Here is a 16,504-nt window from a genome sequence, read left to right on the forward strand (position 1 = left end):
GATTGAGTTCTGCCAGAGATTCATTCAGAGGCTCGTCATGCCCACACCTCTCGAACAGGCAGCAGCCAGGCTGGCGGGCAAACTGGCCGATAGCAAACAGAGGTTAATCCTTGCCGAAAGCTGTACGGCTGGATTGGTCAGCGCCACCTTGGCACAGACTCCCGGCATCAGTACCTGGCTCTGTGGATCTGCCGTCGTTTATCAGGAACAGACCAAAACCACCTGGCTGGGAGTCTCGGCAGCAACTCTGGCCCAGTACACAGCCGTCAGTCGTGAAGTGGCTCAAGAGATGGCTGCTGGTGTGCTGCAGTTGACCCCTCACGCGGATATCGCTGCCGCCATTACAGGTCATCTGGGGCCCCATGCACCAATCCCACAGGATGGTGAAGTCCATGCAGCGATCGTTTTTCGAGACTCAAATCATCTCTCGAAAAGCACTTGCTGGCATTTACCGTCTCAAGTTCCAGCGGAAATTTCTGAAACACTGCGCGTCTGGCGGCAACACGAAGTCGCACGCCTGTTCATTGACTTTGTGACAGAACAGATCCCTGGCCCCAGCCAGAATCCCGTACAAAATAATTGACTATCAAAGTGGTGATAGATAAGCTCCTGGCCAGGTAAACATGTTTTTGAGTAAGGCAACCAGCCTGTCATCTCTTGGTTGTCTCTGAATTCTCGGAAAGTAGGCATCATGGTTCTGCGTAACGGCTTCCATTTCTCTTCGATCTGTCTCGTGGGGATCTGCCTGGCAGGAATTTCTTCGATCTGCGATCTGGCACAAGGGGCTGAGCCAACTCAGACCTCCCGGAAGCCGAATGTCATCATCTTCTACGCGGATGACCTCGGATGGGGAGAAACCGGGATTCAAGGAAATCCACAGATTCCCACGCCTCACATCGATTCAATCGCCAAAAATGGGGTGCGATGCACTCAAGGCTTTGTCGCAGCGACCTACTGCAGTCCTTCGCGAGCCGGCTTGTTGACCGGCCGCTATCCCACACGCTTCGGCCATGAGTTTAATCGGATTGCCAATGTCTCTGGCCTCGATCTTCAGGAAACAACTCTGGCTGATCGCCTGCATGGCTTAGGCTACAAAACTGCCTGTGTCGGCAAATGGCACCTGGGAGACGGCCCGGAATATCGACCAACAAAACGAGGTTTTGACGAGTTCTTCGGCACACTCGCGAACACCCCGTTTTTTCATCCCACCAAGTTTGTCGATTCCCGAGTCTCGAATGATGTCGCAGAAGTCTCCGACGAAAACTTTTACACCACAGACGAATACGCCAAACGCTCAGTGGAGTGGATTGGACAGCAACAGCAGTCTCCCTGGTTTTTGTATCTTCCGTTCAATGCACAGCATGCTCCACTGCAGGCTCCACAGAAGTATCTGGATCGCTTTGAATCGATCGCAGATCCCAAGCGTAAGCTCTTCGCAGCCATGATGTCCGCCATGGATGACGCCATTGGTCAGGTGCTGGGCAAGGTGCGAGAACTCGGGCAGGAAGAAAACACACTGGTCTTCTTCATTTCCGACAATGGGGGCCCGACCCAAGGCACGACATCTCAGAATGGCCCCTTGCGCGGCTTCAAAATGACCACCTTCGAAGGGGGAACACGCGTGCCGTTCCTCGTTCAATGGAAAGGTAAGCTCCCCGCTGGAAAAACTTACGACAATCCTGTCATCAACCTGGATGTTCTGCCGACCGTGCTCACCGCAGCAGGGAGCAAAATCGATCCCGCCTGGAAGCTGGATGGTGTTGATCTGGTGCCTTATTTTACAAGTTCCATCGCAAACAAGCCCCACGAAACCTTGTACTGGCGATTTGGTGAGCAATGGGCTGTTCGCCAGGGCGATTGGAAGCTGGTTGTCGCCCGCGGAGGGAGTGGACAGCCCGAACTCTACGATCTGGCGAGTGATATTGCCGAGTCGAAAAATCTCGCTTCAGAAAACCCCGCCAAGGTCAAAGAATTGCAGGCACTATGGGATCAATGGAGTCACGAACAGGCTGCTCCCAAAGTTGTTGACCAGCCCAATAACGCCAAGAAGGCAGGAAACAAAAAAGGCGCCAAGAAGAAAGCCGCAGCCGGTTCCGCCACTTAGTACGGATTCCGATAAAGAATTGCGCGGCGGGTGGCTGGGGTTGAGTCTTCGAACCCCCAGAATTCTTCGGCACGATCTGGGGGTTCGCGAAGACGTTTGGCCTCAGCCACCCCATACCAAGGAGCGCGGTTGAATATTGGAAACGTACTAACGCAGCTTTCCGTAAATGGTATAGTTTTCCATGTACTATCCCCCTGTGGGAAAAGCTCACGACTCTACGGGCATCGAAAGGATCATGCCCCAGAGTCCTAAGGCAGGAACCAGGCGCGCTTGTGGGAATTCACCCGCCAGAATTCCTGCACTTCCACCGGTCAACAGCAGGACGGGGGGCTGAGTGTGGGCCGATAGTCGGGTCGAAATCTCGCGGATCGCTCCCACATGCCCCCAGAAGAGTCCGCTTGACATGGCGGCACGGGTATTCCGGCCAATCACATGAGGATGAGGAGCACTCAGTTCCTGCCGGCTGATCAGTGGCAGTAACGCCGTGTATTGATGCAGAGCGCGGGCCCCCAGCTCAATCCCGGGAAGTATCGCACCTCCACAGAACCGGCCCGTCGCATCGACCCAGTCAATCGTGGTCGCTGTCCCTGCATCGACCAGAATGGCCGGTTGATCGGGTAAGCGAATCGTATTCCCCGCCACTGCGTTAAAAAGTCGATCCAGACCCACACGTTCGGGGGCATCCACATCAATCACGATCGGCAAATCCAGGCCACTCCTCAGCACGTGGGGGCGTGGCCAGAAGCTCTGTTCCGCTGCATCATCAGAACTCATGGCAACTTCTGGCCAGGCAGCCAGCAAACAATCGAGTGCTCTTGGATTGGATCCACCAGCAATCGATTGCAGCTTATTGGCACCCGAGGCCAAAGCCCTCCGGCACCATTGTTTCAGGATCTCGACCGGCAGGGGAGATTGCAGATCGAGCGCCAGAAATTCGATCGGTTCTTCGAATTGAGCATGGCTTTGATCGCGAAAGAGCCCAAATTTAACCCGGCTGTTTCCCGAGTCAATCGCCAGAGACCAGGTCTGCGTCATAACAAATTCTCGAACGATCTTTCGTAGAAACAGAATTGACCCACATCGGGAATCGTCGGATGATCTGGGCAGACTCAAATAATTCACACTTGAGCTTGTCTAGTGAAACAGACGTGTGAATTAAGGATAGTTGTTTGCTTGCCTGCAAGGAAGGATGCCTCATGGCCGATGGACAATCTGCGACTGGTTCGAATGGAAACAGCACTCTGAACGTGGCACAGCCGCAAATTCAGGAACCTGCCGATCTCAAACCGCTCTACTCAAATTTCGCACGTGTCGCAGGGACACCCGAAGAAGTTGTCGTCGATTTCGGGCTGGATCCCATGCCGTTTTCAAATTCGGCTCGTCAGATCAAAATCTCCGAGCGAGTCGTCATGAACTATTACACCGCCAAGCGGCTGTGGGCGGCTTTGGGTGCCTCTTTGCAGCGATTCGAGCAGGCTTTTGGCCCACTGGAAATTGATGTTTCCAAACGTGCCAAACAGCTTCCCGAAGCGAATCGAAATAGCTGATCAACTGCGGGAAATGACAAAATTCCCTCAGCATAGCCACCAGATCGATGGATACAGTTCCTCTCCTGCACGGGTTCAATTTCTGAACTCGACAGGAGAGGTTTGTTTTTCAATGATCGATTTGTGCGAAATTTCAGCCAGCGTCCCTGATCGAGTACGTTCTGATGACTTCCCAATTATCACCCCTGCAGGCTCTGGAACTGTGGAAAAGCTACATGCAGGCTTTGAAAACGCTCTCTGCTGATCAGGCCCAGCTCATCGAGCAGGAAAACTACGCCGATCTCATCGCTTTATTGACTCACAAACAGCAACTGCTCGATTCCATGGCCGAACACCGCAAGGCTTATCGCGATGTCTGGGAATTGATTCGCACCCAGGGCCAATCACTCCCAGCCACAGCTCAAGAACTCTTTTCAGCCCGTATTCGCGAGATCACATCACTCACCGAAGAGTTGCTGGCCGTCGAATCCAGGGCTTCCACAGCACTTTCTGCCCGCAAAAATGAGGTGCAAGCAGCACTTTCTGCCGCTTCTTCCGCTCAGGCAGCGGCCTCCGCCTACGATTCTGCAAATTTTGCGGAAAATAGGGCTCGCGTCGTTTGGGAAAGTTAGTTACATACCACGCACCGCTGACGTTCATGTCAGTTTCGCCTCACAAAAAACCTGCCTTACTCCCCTCTCCAAGTTTTCGGTATTCCTTTCGCATCTCTTAGAAATTCAGCCACTGGCCATGTTGCTCAATCGAGCTCCGATCAATGGATGAATCGCTCAAAAATCTTCTCGCCTTGTGAATCTGCCCCTGCTTCCTTTCGCTGAATCTCCCACGATTTTTTGCTTTCCCCGTCTTTGAATTCGCCTCGCTAGACAGTCAGTCTGAGATCTCTCAGTCCTCACTGTTGATCGATAAAGGCTCTTCCCGAGCCTGCCTTTCCCCTCCTGCCGTTTAATTCCCGCCCCCCCTCCCTCCTGTCGAAGATCACTGTATGAATCCCGACATCATTCCATTCCCACGACGTGTGGCTGCTCCTGTCGACAGCTCGATCAGCGTGCTGGTCGTAACGAATGATCCTTCGATCGGCGACCGTCTCGCGGCCGACGTTCAAACAGCAGGCTTCCACCTGAAGCGCTGTGCGACCGTCGATGCAGCCGTGCAGATTCTGTCGACTGTCCCTTCGGACATCTGTATCGTCGGACCACTTGGCCTTCAGGATTCTGTTGCCCAACTGGCTGGCCAGATCTCTCAGCGAGGCTGGGCAACTCAGTTGCTCCAGGTGGCTTCTCACCCCGGCGAGTTTGCACAGCACTCCACAGTCGCTGGTGTTGAACACCTGACCTGGCCTGTCAACTCGACAGTCTTCTATCAGCTTGTTTCGGGTGCTGCCCAGCGTGGCCGCCTCAGTTCAGAAAACCGCCGGTTGAAGCGTCAGATCTCCAATCGAAATCTGCGGGATATGGTGGGCCACAGCCCTGCCATGCAGACCTTCCGCCAGCAGATTCAGCATGCCGCCGAGCAGGCGGGTTCAGTACTGATTGTGGCTGAACCTGGTGCCGGTGCAACGATTGCTGCTCAATCGATTCATGAAGCCAGCCGTCGTGGTTCCCGCCCCTTCATTCGTGTCGATTGCCATGTCCTTTCCGTCGAAGCTCTCGAAGTGGAACTCTTCGGTGCACCCTGCCCACCACAAGAAGATGGTCGCCAGCACCTGCCGGGCCGCATTCATCAGGCCGAAGGCGGGACAATTTACCTCGACGGGATTGATAACCTTGCCATACCTGCTCAGCGACGATTGCTGAACCTCGTACGCCAGCAAAGACGCGAGCACCCGATCACTGGCGAACCCATTCGGGCCGATGTGCGGATCATGGCCTCGACTTCCATCCGGTTGACACAACTCGTCAGCCGCAATCTCTTCCGGGCTGATCTGGCGGAAGCTCTGCAGGATTATGTTGTCGAAGTTCCCGCTCTGCGTGAACGACCCGAAGATATTGCCACACTCGCTGAACACTTCCTGCATCGTGTTTCGGTTCGCGAAGGCCGTCCCCCACGCATGCTGACTGTCGAAGCTCTCGATCGATTGCGTCAGTGGAAGTGGCCCGGCAACATCCGTGAACTCGAAAACGTGATTGACCGAGCCTGTTCAATCGACTGCAGCCACAAGCTCACTGCTGAAATGATCGAGCCCTGGATTCAAAAACCACTGGCCCAGGAAGAAGAAGATATCGTGCCCGGCCTGACTCTGGCCGAAATGGAACGCAAGCTCATCGAATCGACCTTCACCCGCTTTGAAGGAAATCGCGAAAAGACAGCTCGTGCTCTCCAGATCGGCATTCGCACACTCTCAGGCAAGCTCCGCGAGTATGGCTACCCACCACGAGGAGGGCCCGGCTCAAACCGCATTGCAGCACCGGCAGAGACAGTCGAAACTGTCGAGCCGATGATCAGCACGTTCGAAACCCGTGCTGCCTGATACAGACTTCACCATACGCCATACCCGTTCGCCGGGTATGGCGTATTGGTGTTTTGATGGTGGTTGAATTTCCTCTCCGGCTTCTACCCTTCTCCCCCTTTTTCCCTTCCCCCCTTTTTGAACTCTCCCTTCTCAGCTTCATACTGAGGCAAGTTCCATGTTCAATCACCTGCTCACATCACAAACGTCAAACCTGCTCAAACAAACAGCCAAGTTTGCAGAACTCAGGCAGGATGTCCTCGCAGGAAACGTGGCCAATATCGATACTCCCGGCTATCGCATGCGCGACCTGCCTGTAGCCGACTTTCAGAATGCACTCAAAAAAGCTTATGAATCACAGACAGCACAGCCAGCCAGTCTGCATCCGCCTTTAGCAAATCCTGAAAATCCTTTAACCGATCTCATCTCACCTTCAGCCACATCAGTTCACACGACAAACTTCTTTCCTGAGTCTCTCTTCCAGGCCAGCGAAAAGAAAACCCAGCCGGGTATTACCTTTCAGGATGCGAACAATCGCAGCATCGAACAGCAGATGACACAGATCTCCAAGAACTCGATGTTGCAAAGTTTTGCGACTGAATTATTGAATCTGCAGTATAACCAGCTTCAATCAGTCATCAGCGAACAGGTCTAATATATCATGTTCCATACTCTTGATATCAGTACCAGTGGTTTAATTGCCCAGCGAACTCGGATGGATACGATTGCTGGCAATATCGCTAACGTGAATACGACACAGAATGAAGAGGGGAAAATTGCTCCTTTTCAAAGACGGCTCGTTATGATGCAACCAGCCTCCGTTGGAGCGACCAGCCCCACTGGCAGCCAGGGAGTGGCATCAACGGTCGAGATTGATACCGTCTCGCCGCCGCGGATGGCCTATGAACCAGGTCATCCCCATGCCAATGCGGAGGGAAAAGTCCTTTATCCGAACATCAACGTCGTGACAGAATTCGTAAACGCCATGGAAGCCAGCCGCGCTTATGAAGCCAACGTCACGACGATGGAAGTCACCAAAGATATGATCCAGAACACCTTTCGATTATTAGGTTAATAGATAGACCTGCATTGCATTTTGTAGGGTGCATGCTAATGCACCAATTTGCATGAATTTAAACTGGTGCATTCCGTAAGAACTCCATGCACCCAACAGGCCGTTTTGGATATTGGTGAAATGAATTGTAGGTAAACGTCTATGTCAAACATGATCTCACAGCCGGCGTTTTTTCCTGCTCCCGGGCAGGCCGTCCCATTTACGGCCTGGTCGCAGCCACTGGCACTTCCAGAATCGGTTCCAAACACTCAACCCACGGTCTCTTTCGCGGATTTATTGAGCCAGTCGTTGGATGCCACCAACGGCCAGCAACAACAGATGCATTCCCAGATTGCCGGAAGTTTGACAGGCTCTGACTTGTCGATGGTGGAAACCTTTTCAGCAGCTCGGGAAGCCGATCTGGCATTGAAACTGACTTTGCAAATTCGCAATAAACTGATTGAGGCCTATCGCGAAATTCAAAACATGCAGCTTTAGTACTGCATTCATAATGAGTGGTTTACAGTTTTCTCAATAGCTACCGGATTCCAGAGAGTTTCCGAAATCTCGCATCAGGAGCATCGCCTTGTGAAGCGGTTGGTCACGACAATTTCGACAATTACTCTGATTCTGCTGCTTCTCTATTGGCCGCTGATGTTCTTCCTCACACACCGGCCCGTCGTACCGAAAATTGTACCGCGACTCCCCGATTATGTACTGCACTTTACGGGTTACGCCTGTCTGGGATTTCTCTTTGGTGTCAGACATCAGGTTCTCAGACGCGTGACCTGGCAGCGTTTTGCCATCGCCATGCTCATCATCGCGTCCTACGCCGCCCTTGATGAACTGACACAACCCTACTTCCGCCGTCAGGCAGATTTCTGGGATTGGGTTGCCGATCTTTCTGGCGCTGTTGTGGGGTGGTTGATAGGTGTTCTACTTCTATCATGCTTACGCCGCATTCGAGGATATCTGCGCAAACATCCACGACATAGCGATCAATAAATTGTGATCTCAAACGATACTACCGTAGATCTTCACGGCGATTCGTTTCCCCTATCAGCGAGATAACTGCCAAAACCTGCAGATGGCAATTTCTGCCGATCTTTTCACGATTCAAACACTATAGAACGCGTTGTTTCACACAGAAAAATGACATGTCGTGAATTTACGCTCAAGTTTTTAGTGGAATATCGGAAAAAAATAAAAACAAGCCATTTTCGTATGATGCACCGGCACAAATCGTCCGATGCCAAATGATGAACGAATACACCAATTCCATTGCGGGCGCATGGACTGAGCCACGATTCGCGGAATCAGCTCAGACGAAACCATACGACTGGTTTCGATTCGTTCTTGGTGATCGTGGGGAATGACTGTCCACTCTTTGGGGCAGGAGTTTCGCCCGCGTTGGAAACTCCTAGCAAAGGGACTTGTCAAAATGAAGAGTTTCGGATTGGTAAAGAGCCTGGCTGTGGCCGCTGTCTGTGCCGGCGTGTTGTCGCCTGCCGGAATCGTTTCAGCCGGTGAAGTTGCTCCAGCTGTCAAGCCAGTGGCTCCAGTCAGCGACATCACTCTGGTGAGTGGTCAGCTCAACGGTCGCGTGGTCGATGCCCAGGGTGTTTCCCTGAACGGCGCTCAGGTCGTGATTAAGCAGAACGGCCAGGAAGTCGCTCGCACAAACAGCGACAAGAACGGTCAGTTCAGCGTTAATGGCCTCAAGGGTGGCGTCTATCAGGTCTCTGCTGGCAACAGCGAAGGCACCTACCGCGTCTGGACAGAGCGGACAGCTCCTCCTTCATCCAAGAACGGCATTGTCATGGTCTCTTCCCCCAGCACTGTCCGTGCTCAAGGAGGTTCCCTGTTTAACCCCGTCAACACCACCGCCATCATTCTTGGTGCGACTGGTACAACTCTGGGTGCCGTGGCTTTGAACGAAGCCAACAACAACGACGCTCCCAAGACACCATAACGTCCTGGTAATGACTGTTTGAAATAGCAAAGCCATTCCCACTGGTCACCGACCTTGGGAATGGCTTTTGTCATTTAAGAATTCTCTCGCATTCACCTTCAGGGCTAAACTTCGCATGAGACCGGCATTTGGTCGTGCCGCATCAGCTCATCAAAGGTCGAGGCCCAGACATTCTGGATTTCATGAGCATCGCAGGTCTGCCAGGCCGATTCTTCGGCAGTAGGTAGCGACCACGGATCTTGTGCCGACCACGAGAGTCGCTCGAGCTGAGAGGCCGTCATCGGTGCCTGAAACCGGCAGACCAGCTTGAACCTTCCGCGCCCCAGATCGGTGGCTCTCACCACAATCGCGACAGCATCAATCGCTCCCATGGCTGTTTGTGCAGCCATTAACCGAATGACGAGTCGTTCTCCAGGGAGCCAGCGGATCGGAACAGCGACCGCGCAGCCACTAAAACTCACATCGAGTGCCTCACCTGGCGAACCATGATGCGTCAGCATATCATCCAGAATCTGTGGTAAAGGCAGCCTCTCTTTACTCACTCGAAGCACCGAAACCTTGATCGAAAGGTTAATCCGCCAATCCTGTCGTCTTTCGCTCTCATCATCCTGTGGTGGAGCAAAATGAGAGGCCGCAAAAGGATCGCTCTGAGACGGAAATGGGTTGAATTCCACGGGCGAAGCAGCAGAAATCGATCCAATCCCCTGCAACTGTTCGAGTCTCCGGGCATCAGCCGGAGGCATATTCTCAGGTGCCCCTGTCATCTCTGGAACACCTTCTTCCCGGCCCTTTTGAAGCGCAACAGAATGAGAACTGGCCGCCTGCAATCGCGATTCAATCCCCTTGTTCAACTGGTCAACAGCAGGCAGCCTTTCTGTTAGTGATTTCAGCCTGAAGAGTGATTTGGTCACTCGGGAGACTTCCAGATTCCCACGGAGATTCTTCGTCATGGTGAGTACCGCTAAAACTTTGTAGCCGGTGGGCTTCTACCAGCATTTGGGGAAATAACTGACACCTCGAGCACTTGATTAATCCTCCAGTGAACACGATCTCCGTGTCACTGTTGCTACGTGATGAAGCCGAGTCATGAGGCAGAGAACTCTGCCCGAATTCTGGATGTGCTCGCTGTTGCTCAAAGACTACGTCGAGATCGACAACCAGCAAACGACTCTTATCGATCTCTCTCGATTTGTGGCAATTGACCGACCTGGCCACCGGTTCACGAGAGAAACTTTTGCCTCAAATTCGGTAAATTCGCTACAGTACGTCTCTTGGGGCCTAGTCGCGCTCTGTTTATTGTGTAACGTGCCATGCTTGCAGCTCTGGGCAAGCATGTCTTCTCAGCCAGCACATCGCTGCTATTTCCAGGGAAACGTACAAGCTCCATCGTGAAGGGCCAGCCCCCAAACGAAAAACACTCACAGGCCACCCCTGTGGTCTCCTCGAAAAAGATTTGATTCGCAAGGATGCGTACCATGGCCATAGGTCAACTTCCCCTCGAACTTGAAGTTCCTCCGTGGGCATTTCTCTCGGCCCGGAAGACTCCCTGGTGGCTCGAAGTGGAATGCTGGTCTTTAGGGATTCTTTCACTGGCGATGTTGTGTCTCGCTCCCCTGGTCACACCGTTATCAATGGCCGAAGCGACCGTAGGCCGAGCTGCCCTCGAAATGCTGCTCTCCCAGGAATGGGTCGTTCCTCGTTGTCAGGATGTTCCCGTTCCCCAACTGGCGCCACTTCAAGTCTGGCTGGTCGCCCTGATTTCCACCGTTCAGGGCCATGTCGATGCCTGGTCGATCAGACTTCCTTCACTGATCGCCTTCTGGCTGACTGGCCAGTTACTTTACGCCTATTGCCGCCAGTTCATGGGAACAGTCGGCAGTCTGGGTGCCGGCCTGATGTTCCTCACCACCGTCGGCGTTCAAATGCAACTCGGCAGTGGCACCGCATTGCCCATCGCTGCGTTTTTCCTGGCGCTGGCACTCTTCAGCTGGCACATTGGCTGGCTGCACGACTGGCCCGATCTGATTCAATGGGTCGTTCCCTACTTCGCTCTCACACTGGCAATTCTATCCAGTGGATTGTTCCCCGCTCTCGTCTTTGCCAGCAGCCTGACCTGCTACCTGATTCTCCGCCGCAAAGAAGAGTACGCCCTCACATTCGGGCATCTGGCTGGTCTCCTGGGCTGCATCGGGCTGACAGCTTCCTGGGTGCTGACCTACCTTTCAATCACAGGCATTAATCCCTGGTGGGCGGGGGCTTCTCCCTTGGGAACTGCCAACCCGTTATGGTCGCTGGTCGAGCACCTCGTGACATTCCCGCTCCTGGTGGCCTGCACCATCTTGTTGCCATGGGGTCTGTTACTCGTGGTCTATCTCTTTGCCGACTTCCGCCGCCATCTGGGCGACGCCCGCCCCGCCGTCCAGTTCATCAGTGTCTGCCTGCTGATCCCCGGGGCACTCATGTGGGTTGATCCCCGCTGCACACCCTCCGCAGCACTCCTCCTTCTCCCTGGAATCACAGTATTGACCGCCATCGTTGTGCAGCGATCGGTCGAATGTTTTCCCACGAGTGACTGGCAGTTCATCTGGCCCACATTCCTGCAGGGAACAGTCATCGTCAGCTTCGTCGGCATGGGACTCGCCATGGCACTTCGAGGAGTCCTCCCCGAAAAAACGGCCCATATCCCGTGGGAAACACTCGTCTGGTCAACCATCGCCATGGTATGTCTCTCGATCGTCATCATGCGGTCACTCGGTCGGCATCCTCATCAGGGATTATGGGCCATGGGAGCCACCGCACTCCTGATGACTCTCTCGATTGCACCACCCATCCGCGCCAGTCTGGTGCCGGCACCCTTAGCCACCGCCCCACCACTTGTCATTCCCAGGCCACTCGCGGGCCAGATGCCGGAGATCAGCCTGGGTTCCATCCGAGCTGACGTCCTGCTCAAGTTCAACCAGCTTCTGCCCCGGCAGCCCTGGCCCGAAGACCACGAGACACTCGATCTCCGGCATCACGTCTTCTGCTTCATGGAAAGCGAACACCAAAGCCGGCGACTCCCCTTTTCATGGAAGCTCATCTCACGCCAGCCGGTCGCTCCGACTCCCGAATTTCCGCAGAAACAATGGCTGGTGTTAGGCCGCCGGGCCGATTTCGTCACCCCTGCCAGTTTTCTGGCAGAACCAGGTGCAGTTATGCCGCAAACCTCACGCCCATCAGAATTTGGCACCCGGTAAAAGGTTCAGACGCACGGAGGCCCAGTCCGGCAGGCTGGCAATCCTCCGCCGGACTTGCAAAATTCCCCCCCGGCTGCGATAACCCATGAGTCTCCAAAGCCCGCAGACATCATGAAAGTGATGGCCTGGCAGGCTTTGCCAAAGACATCGGGCTGTAGCGCAGCCTGGCTAGCGCGCTTGCTTGGGGTGCAAGAGGTCGTGGGTTCAAATCCCGCCAGCCCGATTCGCCTGCGGCGAATAGAGAGTCGAGGGTAGAAAGTGGAGAGTAGAATGAGAAGGGTCGCACTCGACTCGGTCTACTCACTACTTTCTACTCTCCTTCTTGGATTGCGTGCATGACATTTGCCTTTGAAAAACTGCTCGTTTATCAGAAGGCCGACGCAATCTGCCAGCAGACTGAGAGCTTTCCAAGAAGTCGAAAGCTGATGCCCAGGATCGAGCCGAGTTCCCGTTGCTGGTCTATATTCTGCGTCGTCCCCTCGATGATCATCGACACGCTCGACACTACCAAACGAAAGTTAGGTAGTGGAAGAACTTCCAAGGGTGATGGCCGAGACGGATAAGGAGTTGTTTCGTTGTTGGGTTGAAGGGACTCCTCGACAAACTGTCAGCACGACTGGATGCGGGAGCAGGAACGAAGGCCGTATAAGGTTGCAAAATTTGGAAACCCCACGACTGGCTTGGTGCTGGTCGTGGGGTTTTCCTGCACCAGAATTGACGCCACTCAAAGAAAAACAGACCAAATAAGCGAAACGATCCCGAACACAATTGGGATCACCACACTCGAAATCAAAATCCATCGCCAATTGTCTGCTGTTTGATGTCGTTTGAGTCCATCATTGATTGCGAAAACTCCCGGCGGAAACCATAAATCACGCAAATGATTCAGGAGAAAGCCAGCAAGAAATGGAGTCACAATCAAGGCGATAGCCAATAAGTTTGCAAACGCCTGCATTTTCGTGGATTCGACTGGTTTTCTATCTGGCATGAACCCAGCAACCAGAACGAAACATGTCAATATAAACAGAACAAATGTTGCACAGAGTATCGAAACCGCATCAATTCTTGTTAGACGGTCGTACCACGGCCTAAGGCCATCCAGCGATTCTTCAATTCGCTCACGATAACGAGTTAAAACTTCATCGCTACCACGTATCTGAATGCTTATCGGAGACATCAATCCCATCCATGTCTTTCTTCTGAAGGACAGCGACACATGCTTTTCTTGATCGCCCTTGGAAGATAATCTCAGCAGGTTAATCTGCTTGGATGCAGAATTCTGGTATTCCAGCAATTGCTTGACAGTCGGTTCACGATCAACACCGTCTTCACATTCAATTAGAACTTCAACATCTTCGCTGTATGACTTAATGATTTCACAAAATGCCTTAATGTCCTTCTCGGTCAGAACAAAAGACCTGTTGATTCCATTTGTATATGAAGCTGGTGCTCGGCTCATGTTCTATGCTGAACCATTTCCTAATGACTGAAGGGAAAGACAGGATATTTTTCACCGACCTTGAAGACGCAAATACGCAGCCCTATGTTCAGGTTTTTTGTGCCGAATTAGGGGTTGGGGGTTTCATCTCTTGATGTTTCTTTGTCACTCACGGATTGCAGGCGGGGAAGATATAAGCTGTGTACTCCTATTGGTCGTTCTTCGACATTTCCGTTCATCAATACCAAGGGCATGTTTGCATGCCTCTCAACAGTCATGCCGTCGTCCGTAGGCGTCGTCCAAGAAAGCTTGGTGTCTATGTCAACAAGTTTGATGTTCTTTCCAAGGGAAACTGTTTGATTTCTTCTCAGGTCTGTGGAGATGACGATGTCCGCAGATAAGTCGTAGATTCCTGGGGCAAGGGGATTCACGACAAAGATGAATTTGCTCCATTTGTTATCATCAAGCGAAACAAACCTTTCTCCCCATGAGATAGAGCGACGGCCATTTGAATCAGGCCATTCAACAGTATGTGGCCTGTACTCGCCCTCTTTGCCCTGTAGGTCAAAGTAGAAGAACGTAGCACTTTGAGGCATTGCCCCAGGCGGTCTATACCCCATGATATGTCGTGGCTCAAACTTTGTGACACGGATCACACAATCGAAAACCACAACGTCTTGAAAATCTTTTCTCTTTTGGATTTGAAAAGTAAAATTTGGCTTGTCATCGTCAACATTCGGACTAATTGGCCCATCAATTGGCTGTTTACCCATGTTTAGCGAGTAACCATCTGCAAACGATTTGATAAATTCTTGGTCTTCCTTTGAAACGAATACAGGTGCAGGCTGGCAGTTAAATTTTATCCTAGCGATATTTATGATTGGTTGATTTTGATAGACGACAATGTCAACCGCAAGCATTACAAGTGGGATGCAAACTAAGCATAGGCTTCTCATTTGACGCCATGATTCAAATTTCCATTCGAAATCGTTTCTGGTGTTCACATAATTGAATAATGCCAGAGCGGATAGAACCAGATATGCAGGCCATCGAAGTGTTGGGCTAGGGAGATTTTCAACAAGCTCCTTTGCAAGAAGCATGCTTGAAAGCACGGCCAATGAAAAAACAGCCCATACGGCAACAGGTGTGCCGATAATTTGCGACAACTTGGTTTCAGGTGATATTTGATCCGTCATTTCTGATCCAACCAAAGCATATCTACTTGCATGGCTCGTGGAAGAATCCCCAAACCCAAACAACTGAACGATCTCAAGGTTGACACGCATAAACGGCGTCGTCATCAGGCTGAGCCTGTGCCTCTCAAAGATCATACCACTTGTCCCGAACACTTGAACGATGTGGCACGGGACAAGTGGACAGAGATTACCACACTTCTTGATCAAATGGGACTGCTTTCCTCGGCGGATTCTGATGCCCTGGAACTGTACTGTGCGGCGTACTCTCGATACCGCAAAGTCGAAGAAATGGTGAAGAATTTCGGGGAAGCGATCATCAGCCCCGTGAACAAGTACCCGATGATTTCTCCATACTCCACGGTGATGAACAAAAACCTCGAAACCTGTCGAAGGTTGCTGATTGAATTTGGGCTGACGCCAGCGGCTCGTTCTCGCTGTGCGATCACGCCGACCGGCAAGGACAACAGTGGATGGGGAGAGTTTTTCAAAGTAGCTGGGTAGGTGGATCGACGTGAGGTTCATACGTATGATAAATCTTTTGACTTGTTCAACACCAACTAAGGAGGCCATTTGTGAACCGTCCATTTGATGTCTTCTCAAAACGTATTGTGAAGCTACCTGAAGTCTTTGAATACGACGTACTACCTGACAAGCTACGCAATCAGCTTGTCATTCTCTTTGACAGAACCATTTTCCGATTAGCCGAGAATCTTAACATTGGCGGTGAGGTGCAGGGGACTATCCGCCATCTTGTTGCCCGCATTGGCGAGGAACATGGGCTGAATTCCCTAGATGATTCGTTCGTTCCAGTCTCAGGTAGAGCAAATTCGCCCATTGAGCAACTTAGAAACTGTATTTGGCGAGAAGGTGAGGTCGGAATTGTTTTGGATGCTGTGGAGTGGCTATGCATTGCCTTCCTGCACTTCGACAGACAATATGAGTTCCTGAAACTAAAATCGTCCACTGAAATTGCCACCCTAAACTATCGGTTCCGTGAAAATGGTATCGGTTATGAGTTTAATATTGACGCTAAGAAGATTATTCGTATTGACTCGACTCTTCTCCACCAGTCGTCAATTCTTCCCTCTCTGTCGTTGTTAACTGATCCACTCTACTCAACAGCAAATTCTGAGTTTGTCATTGCGTTCGAGGATTACAAGAAGGGTGATTATGACGACTGTGCAGTGAAATCATGCTCTGCCTTCGAGAGTACACTCAAAGTTATTTGCACTCGGAAAGGGTGGGCATTCGACCCGAATAAGGATACTTGCAGCAAACTGGTCGAGATTGTCGTCAAGAATGGGAATCTCGATTCTTTTTTGACAGAACCGTTCAAGCTGATCGGGAGCATCCGAAACAAATTGAGTGCCGCCCACGGAGGCGGGACTTCCCAGCGTGTTGTTACCGAAGAAATGGCTCGATACTGCCTCAATTCAACTGCTTCTGCCATTCTTTACATGGTCGAAGCTACACGCTGACAAAATGCCGTTGATTCCACACTAACTAGGATG

The 16,504-nt window shown here is 52.1% G+C and carries 17 protein-coding genes and 1 tRNA gene; 14 read left to right on the forward strand and 4 right to left on the reverse strand.

Annotated elements, in window-relative coordinates; all coding sequences use genetic code 11:
- Window positions 1-37 precede the first annotated feature (37 nt).
- Complete coding sequence (locus PLIM_RS20280) at window positions 38-583, forward strand: CinA family protein (RefSeq protein ID WP_013112190.1); 546 nt, start codon at window positions 38-40, stop codon at window positions 581-583.
- A gap of 108 nt (window positions 584-691) precedes the next feature.
- Window positions 692-2,104, forward strand: a complete 1,413-nt coding sequence (locus tag PLIM_RS20285; protein ID WP_013112191.1) for a sulfatase — start codon at window positions 692-694, stop codon at window positions 2,102-2,104.
- Between the two features lie 207 nt (window positions 2,105-2,311).
- Here the strand turns inward: PLIM_RS20285 and PLIM_RS23355 are convergent, their stop codons facing one another.
- Window positions 2,312-3,139, reverse strand: coding sequence for a type III pantothenate kinase (locus PLIM_RS23355; RefSeq protein WP_013112192.1), 828 nt, complete (start codon window positions 3,137-3,139; stop codon window positions 2,312-2,314).
- Window positions 3,140-3,300: 161 nt separating this feature from the next.
- On the opposite strand from PLIM_RS23355, the gene PLIM_RS20295 reads away from it, so the two are divergent.
- The 8 genes from PLIM_RS20295 to PLIM_RS20330 all read left to right on the forward strand — a co-directional run bounded on the left by PLIM_RS20295 (window position 3,301) and on the right by PLIM_RS20330 (window position 9,123).
- The gene (locus PLIM_RS20295) at window positions 3,301-3,651 is read left to right on the forward strand and encodes a DUF3467 domain-containing protein (RefSeq protein WP_013112193.1); all 351 of its coding nucleotides are present in this window, start codon (window positions 3,301-3,303) and stop codon (window positions 3,649-3,651) included.
- Between the two features lie 164 nt (window positions 3,652-3,815).
- A complete protein-coding gene (locus tag PLIM_RS20300; protein WP_013112194.1) occupies window positions 3,816-4,262 on the forward strand; it encodes a hypothetical protein in 447 nt (148 codons plus the stop codon).
- Between the two features lie 371 nt (window positions 4,263-4,633).
- On the forward strand, window positions 4,634-6,118 hold the full coding sequence (locus tag PLIM_RS20305) for a sigma-54-dependent transcriptional regulator (RefSeq protein WP_013112195.1): 1,485 nt from the start codon (window positions 4,634-4,636) through the stop codon (window positions 6,116-6,118).
- A gap of 157 nt (window positions 6,119-6,275) precedes the next feature.
- Complete coding sequence (flgB, locus tag PLIM_RS20310) at window positions 6,276-6,752, forward strand: flagellar basal body rod protein FlgB (RefSeq protein ID WP_013112196.1); 477 nt, start codon at window positions 6,276-6,278, stop codon at window positions 6,750-6,752.
- Between the two features lie 6 nt (window positions 6,753-6,758).
- Window positions 6,759-7,172: a flagellar basal body rod protein FlgC gene (flgC, locus tag PLIM_RS20315; protein ID WP_013112197.1), complete on the forward strand. Its 414-nt coding sequence runs from the start codon at window positions 6,759-6,761 to the stop codon at window positions 7,170-7,172.
- Window positions 7,173-7,313: 141 nt separating this feature from the next.
- Window positions 7,314-7,649: a flagellar hook-basal body complex protein FliE gene (gene fliE / locus PLIM_RS20320; protein WP_013112198.1), complete on the forward strand. Its 336-nt coding sequence runs from the start codon at window positions 7,314-7,316 to the stop codon at window positions 7,647-7,649.
- 6 nt (window positions 7,650-7,655) lie between these two features.
- Window positions 7,656-8,156, forward strand: coding sequence for a VanZ family protein (locus PLIM_RS23360; RefSeq protein ID WP_081440324.1), 501 nt, complete (start codon window positions 7,656-7,658; stop codon window positions 8,154-8,156).
- A 436-nt stretch (window positions 8,157-8,592) separates the two neighbouring features.
- Window positions 8,593-9,123, forward strand: a complete 531-nt coding sequence (locus PLIM_RS20330; protein WP_013112200.1) for a carboxypeptidase-like regulatory domain-containing protein — start codon at window positions 8,593-8,595, stop codon at window positions 9,121-9,123.
- A 104-nt stretch (window positions 9,124-9,227) separates the two neighbouring features.
- On the opposite strand, the gene PLIM_RS20335 is transcribed toward PLIM_RS20330, so the two are convergent.
- Window positions 9,228-10,073: a PilZ domain-containing protein gene (locus PLIM_RS20335; RefSeq protein WP_013112201.1), complete on the reverse strand. Its 846-nt coding sequence runs from the start codon at window positions 10,071-10,073 to the stop codon at window positions 9,228-9,230.
- A 525-nt stretch (window positions 10,074-10,598) separates the two neighbouring features.
- On the opposite strand from PLIM_RS20335, the gene PLIM_RS20345 reads away from it, so the two are divergent.
- Window positions 10,599-12,359 (forward strand): ArnT family glycosyltransferase, encoded by a 1,761-nt coding sequence (locus tag PLIM_RS20345; protein WP_013112202.1) that lies wholly within the window; start codon window positions 10,599-10,601, stop codon window positions 12,357-12,359.
- 148 nt (window positions 12,360-12,507) lie between these two features.
- A tRNA-Pro gene (locus tag PLIM_RS20350) sits at window positions 12,508-12,582 on the forward strand.
- Window positions 12,583-13,083: 501 nt separating this feature from the next.
- On the opposite strand, the gene PLIM_RS20355 is transcribed toward PLIM_RS20350, so the two are convergent.
- Together PLIM_RS20355 and PLIM_RS25110 are read right to left on the reverse strand one after the other, a co-directional pair.
- Entirely contained in the window at window positions 13,084-13,818 is a 735-nt protein-coding gene (locus PLIM_RS20355; protein WP_013112203.1) for a hypothetical protein, read from the reverse strand.
- A 107-nt stretch (window positions 13,819-13,925) separates the two neighbouring features.
- On the reverse strand, window positions 13,926-14,993 hold the full coding sequence (locus PLIM_RS25110) for a hypothetical protein (RefSeq protein ID WP_148227203.1): 1,068 nt from the start codon (window positions 14,991-14,993) through the stop codon (window positions 13,926-13,928).
- A gap of 30 nt (window positions 14,994-15,023) precedes the next feature.
- On the opposite strand from PLIM_RS25110, the gene PLIM_RS25115 reads away from it, so the two are divergent.
- Window positions 15,024-15,494 (forward strand): phage terminase small subunit P27 family, encoded by a 471-nt coding sequence (locus tag PLIM_RS25115; protein ID WP_052301643.1) that lies wholly within the window; start codon window positions 15,024-15,026, stop codon window positions 15,492-15,494.
- Window positions 15,495-15,565: 71 nt separating this feature from the next.
- The gene (locus tag PLIM_RS20370; protein WP_013112205.1) at window positions 15,566-16,471 is read left to right on the forward strand and encodes an STM4504/CBY_0614 family protein; all 906 of its coding nucleotides are present in this window, start codon (window positions 15,566-15,568) and stop codon (window positions 16,469-16,471) included.
- Window positions 16,472-16,504: the final 33 nt, after the last annotated feature.

The sequence above is a fragment of the Planctopirus limnophila DSM 3776 genome, assembly GCF_000092105.1.
In the GTDB taxonomy this organism is placed as follows: domain Bacteria; phylum Planctomycetota; class Planctomycetia; order Planctomycetales; family Planctomycetaceae; genus Planctopirus; species Planctopirus limnophila.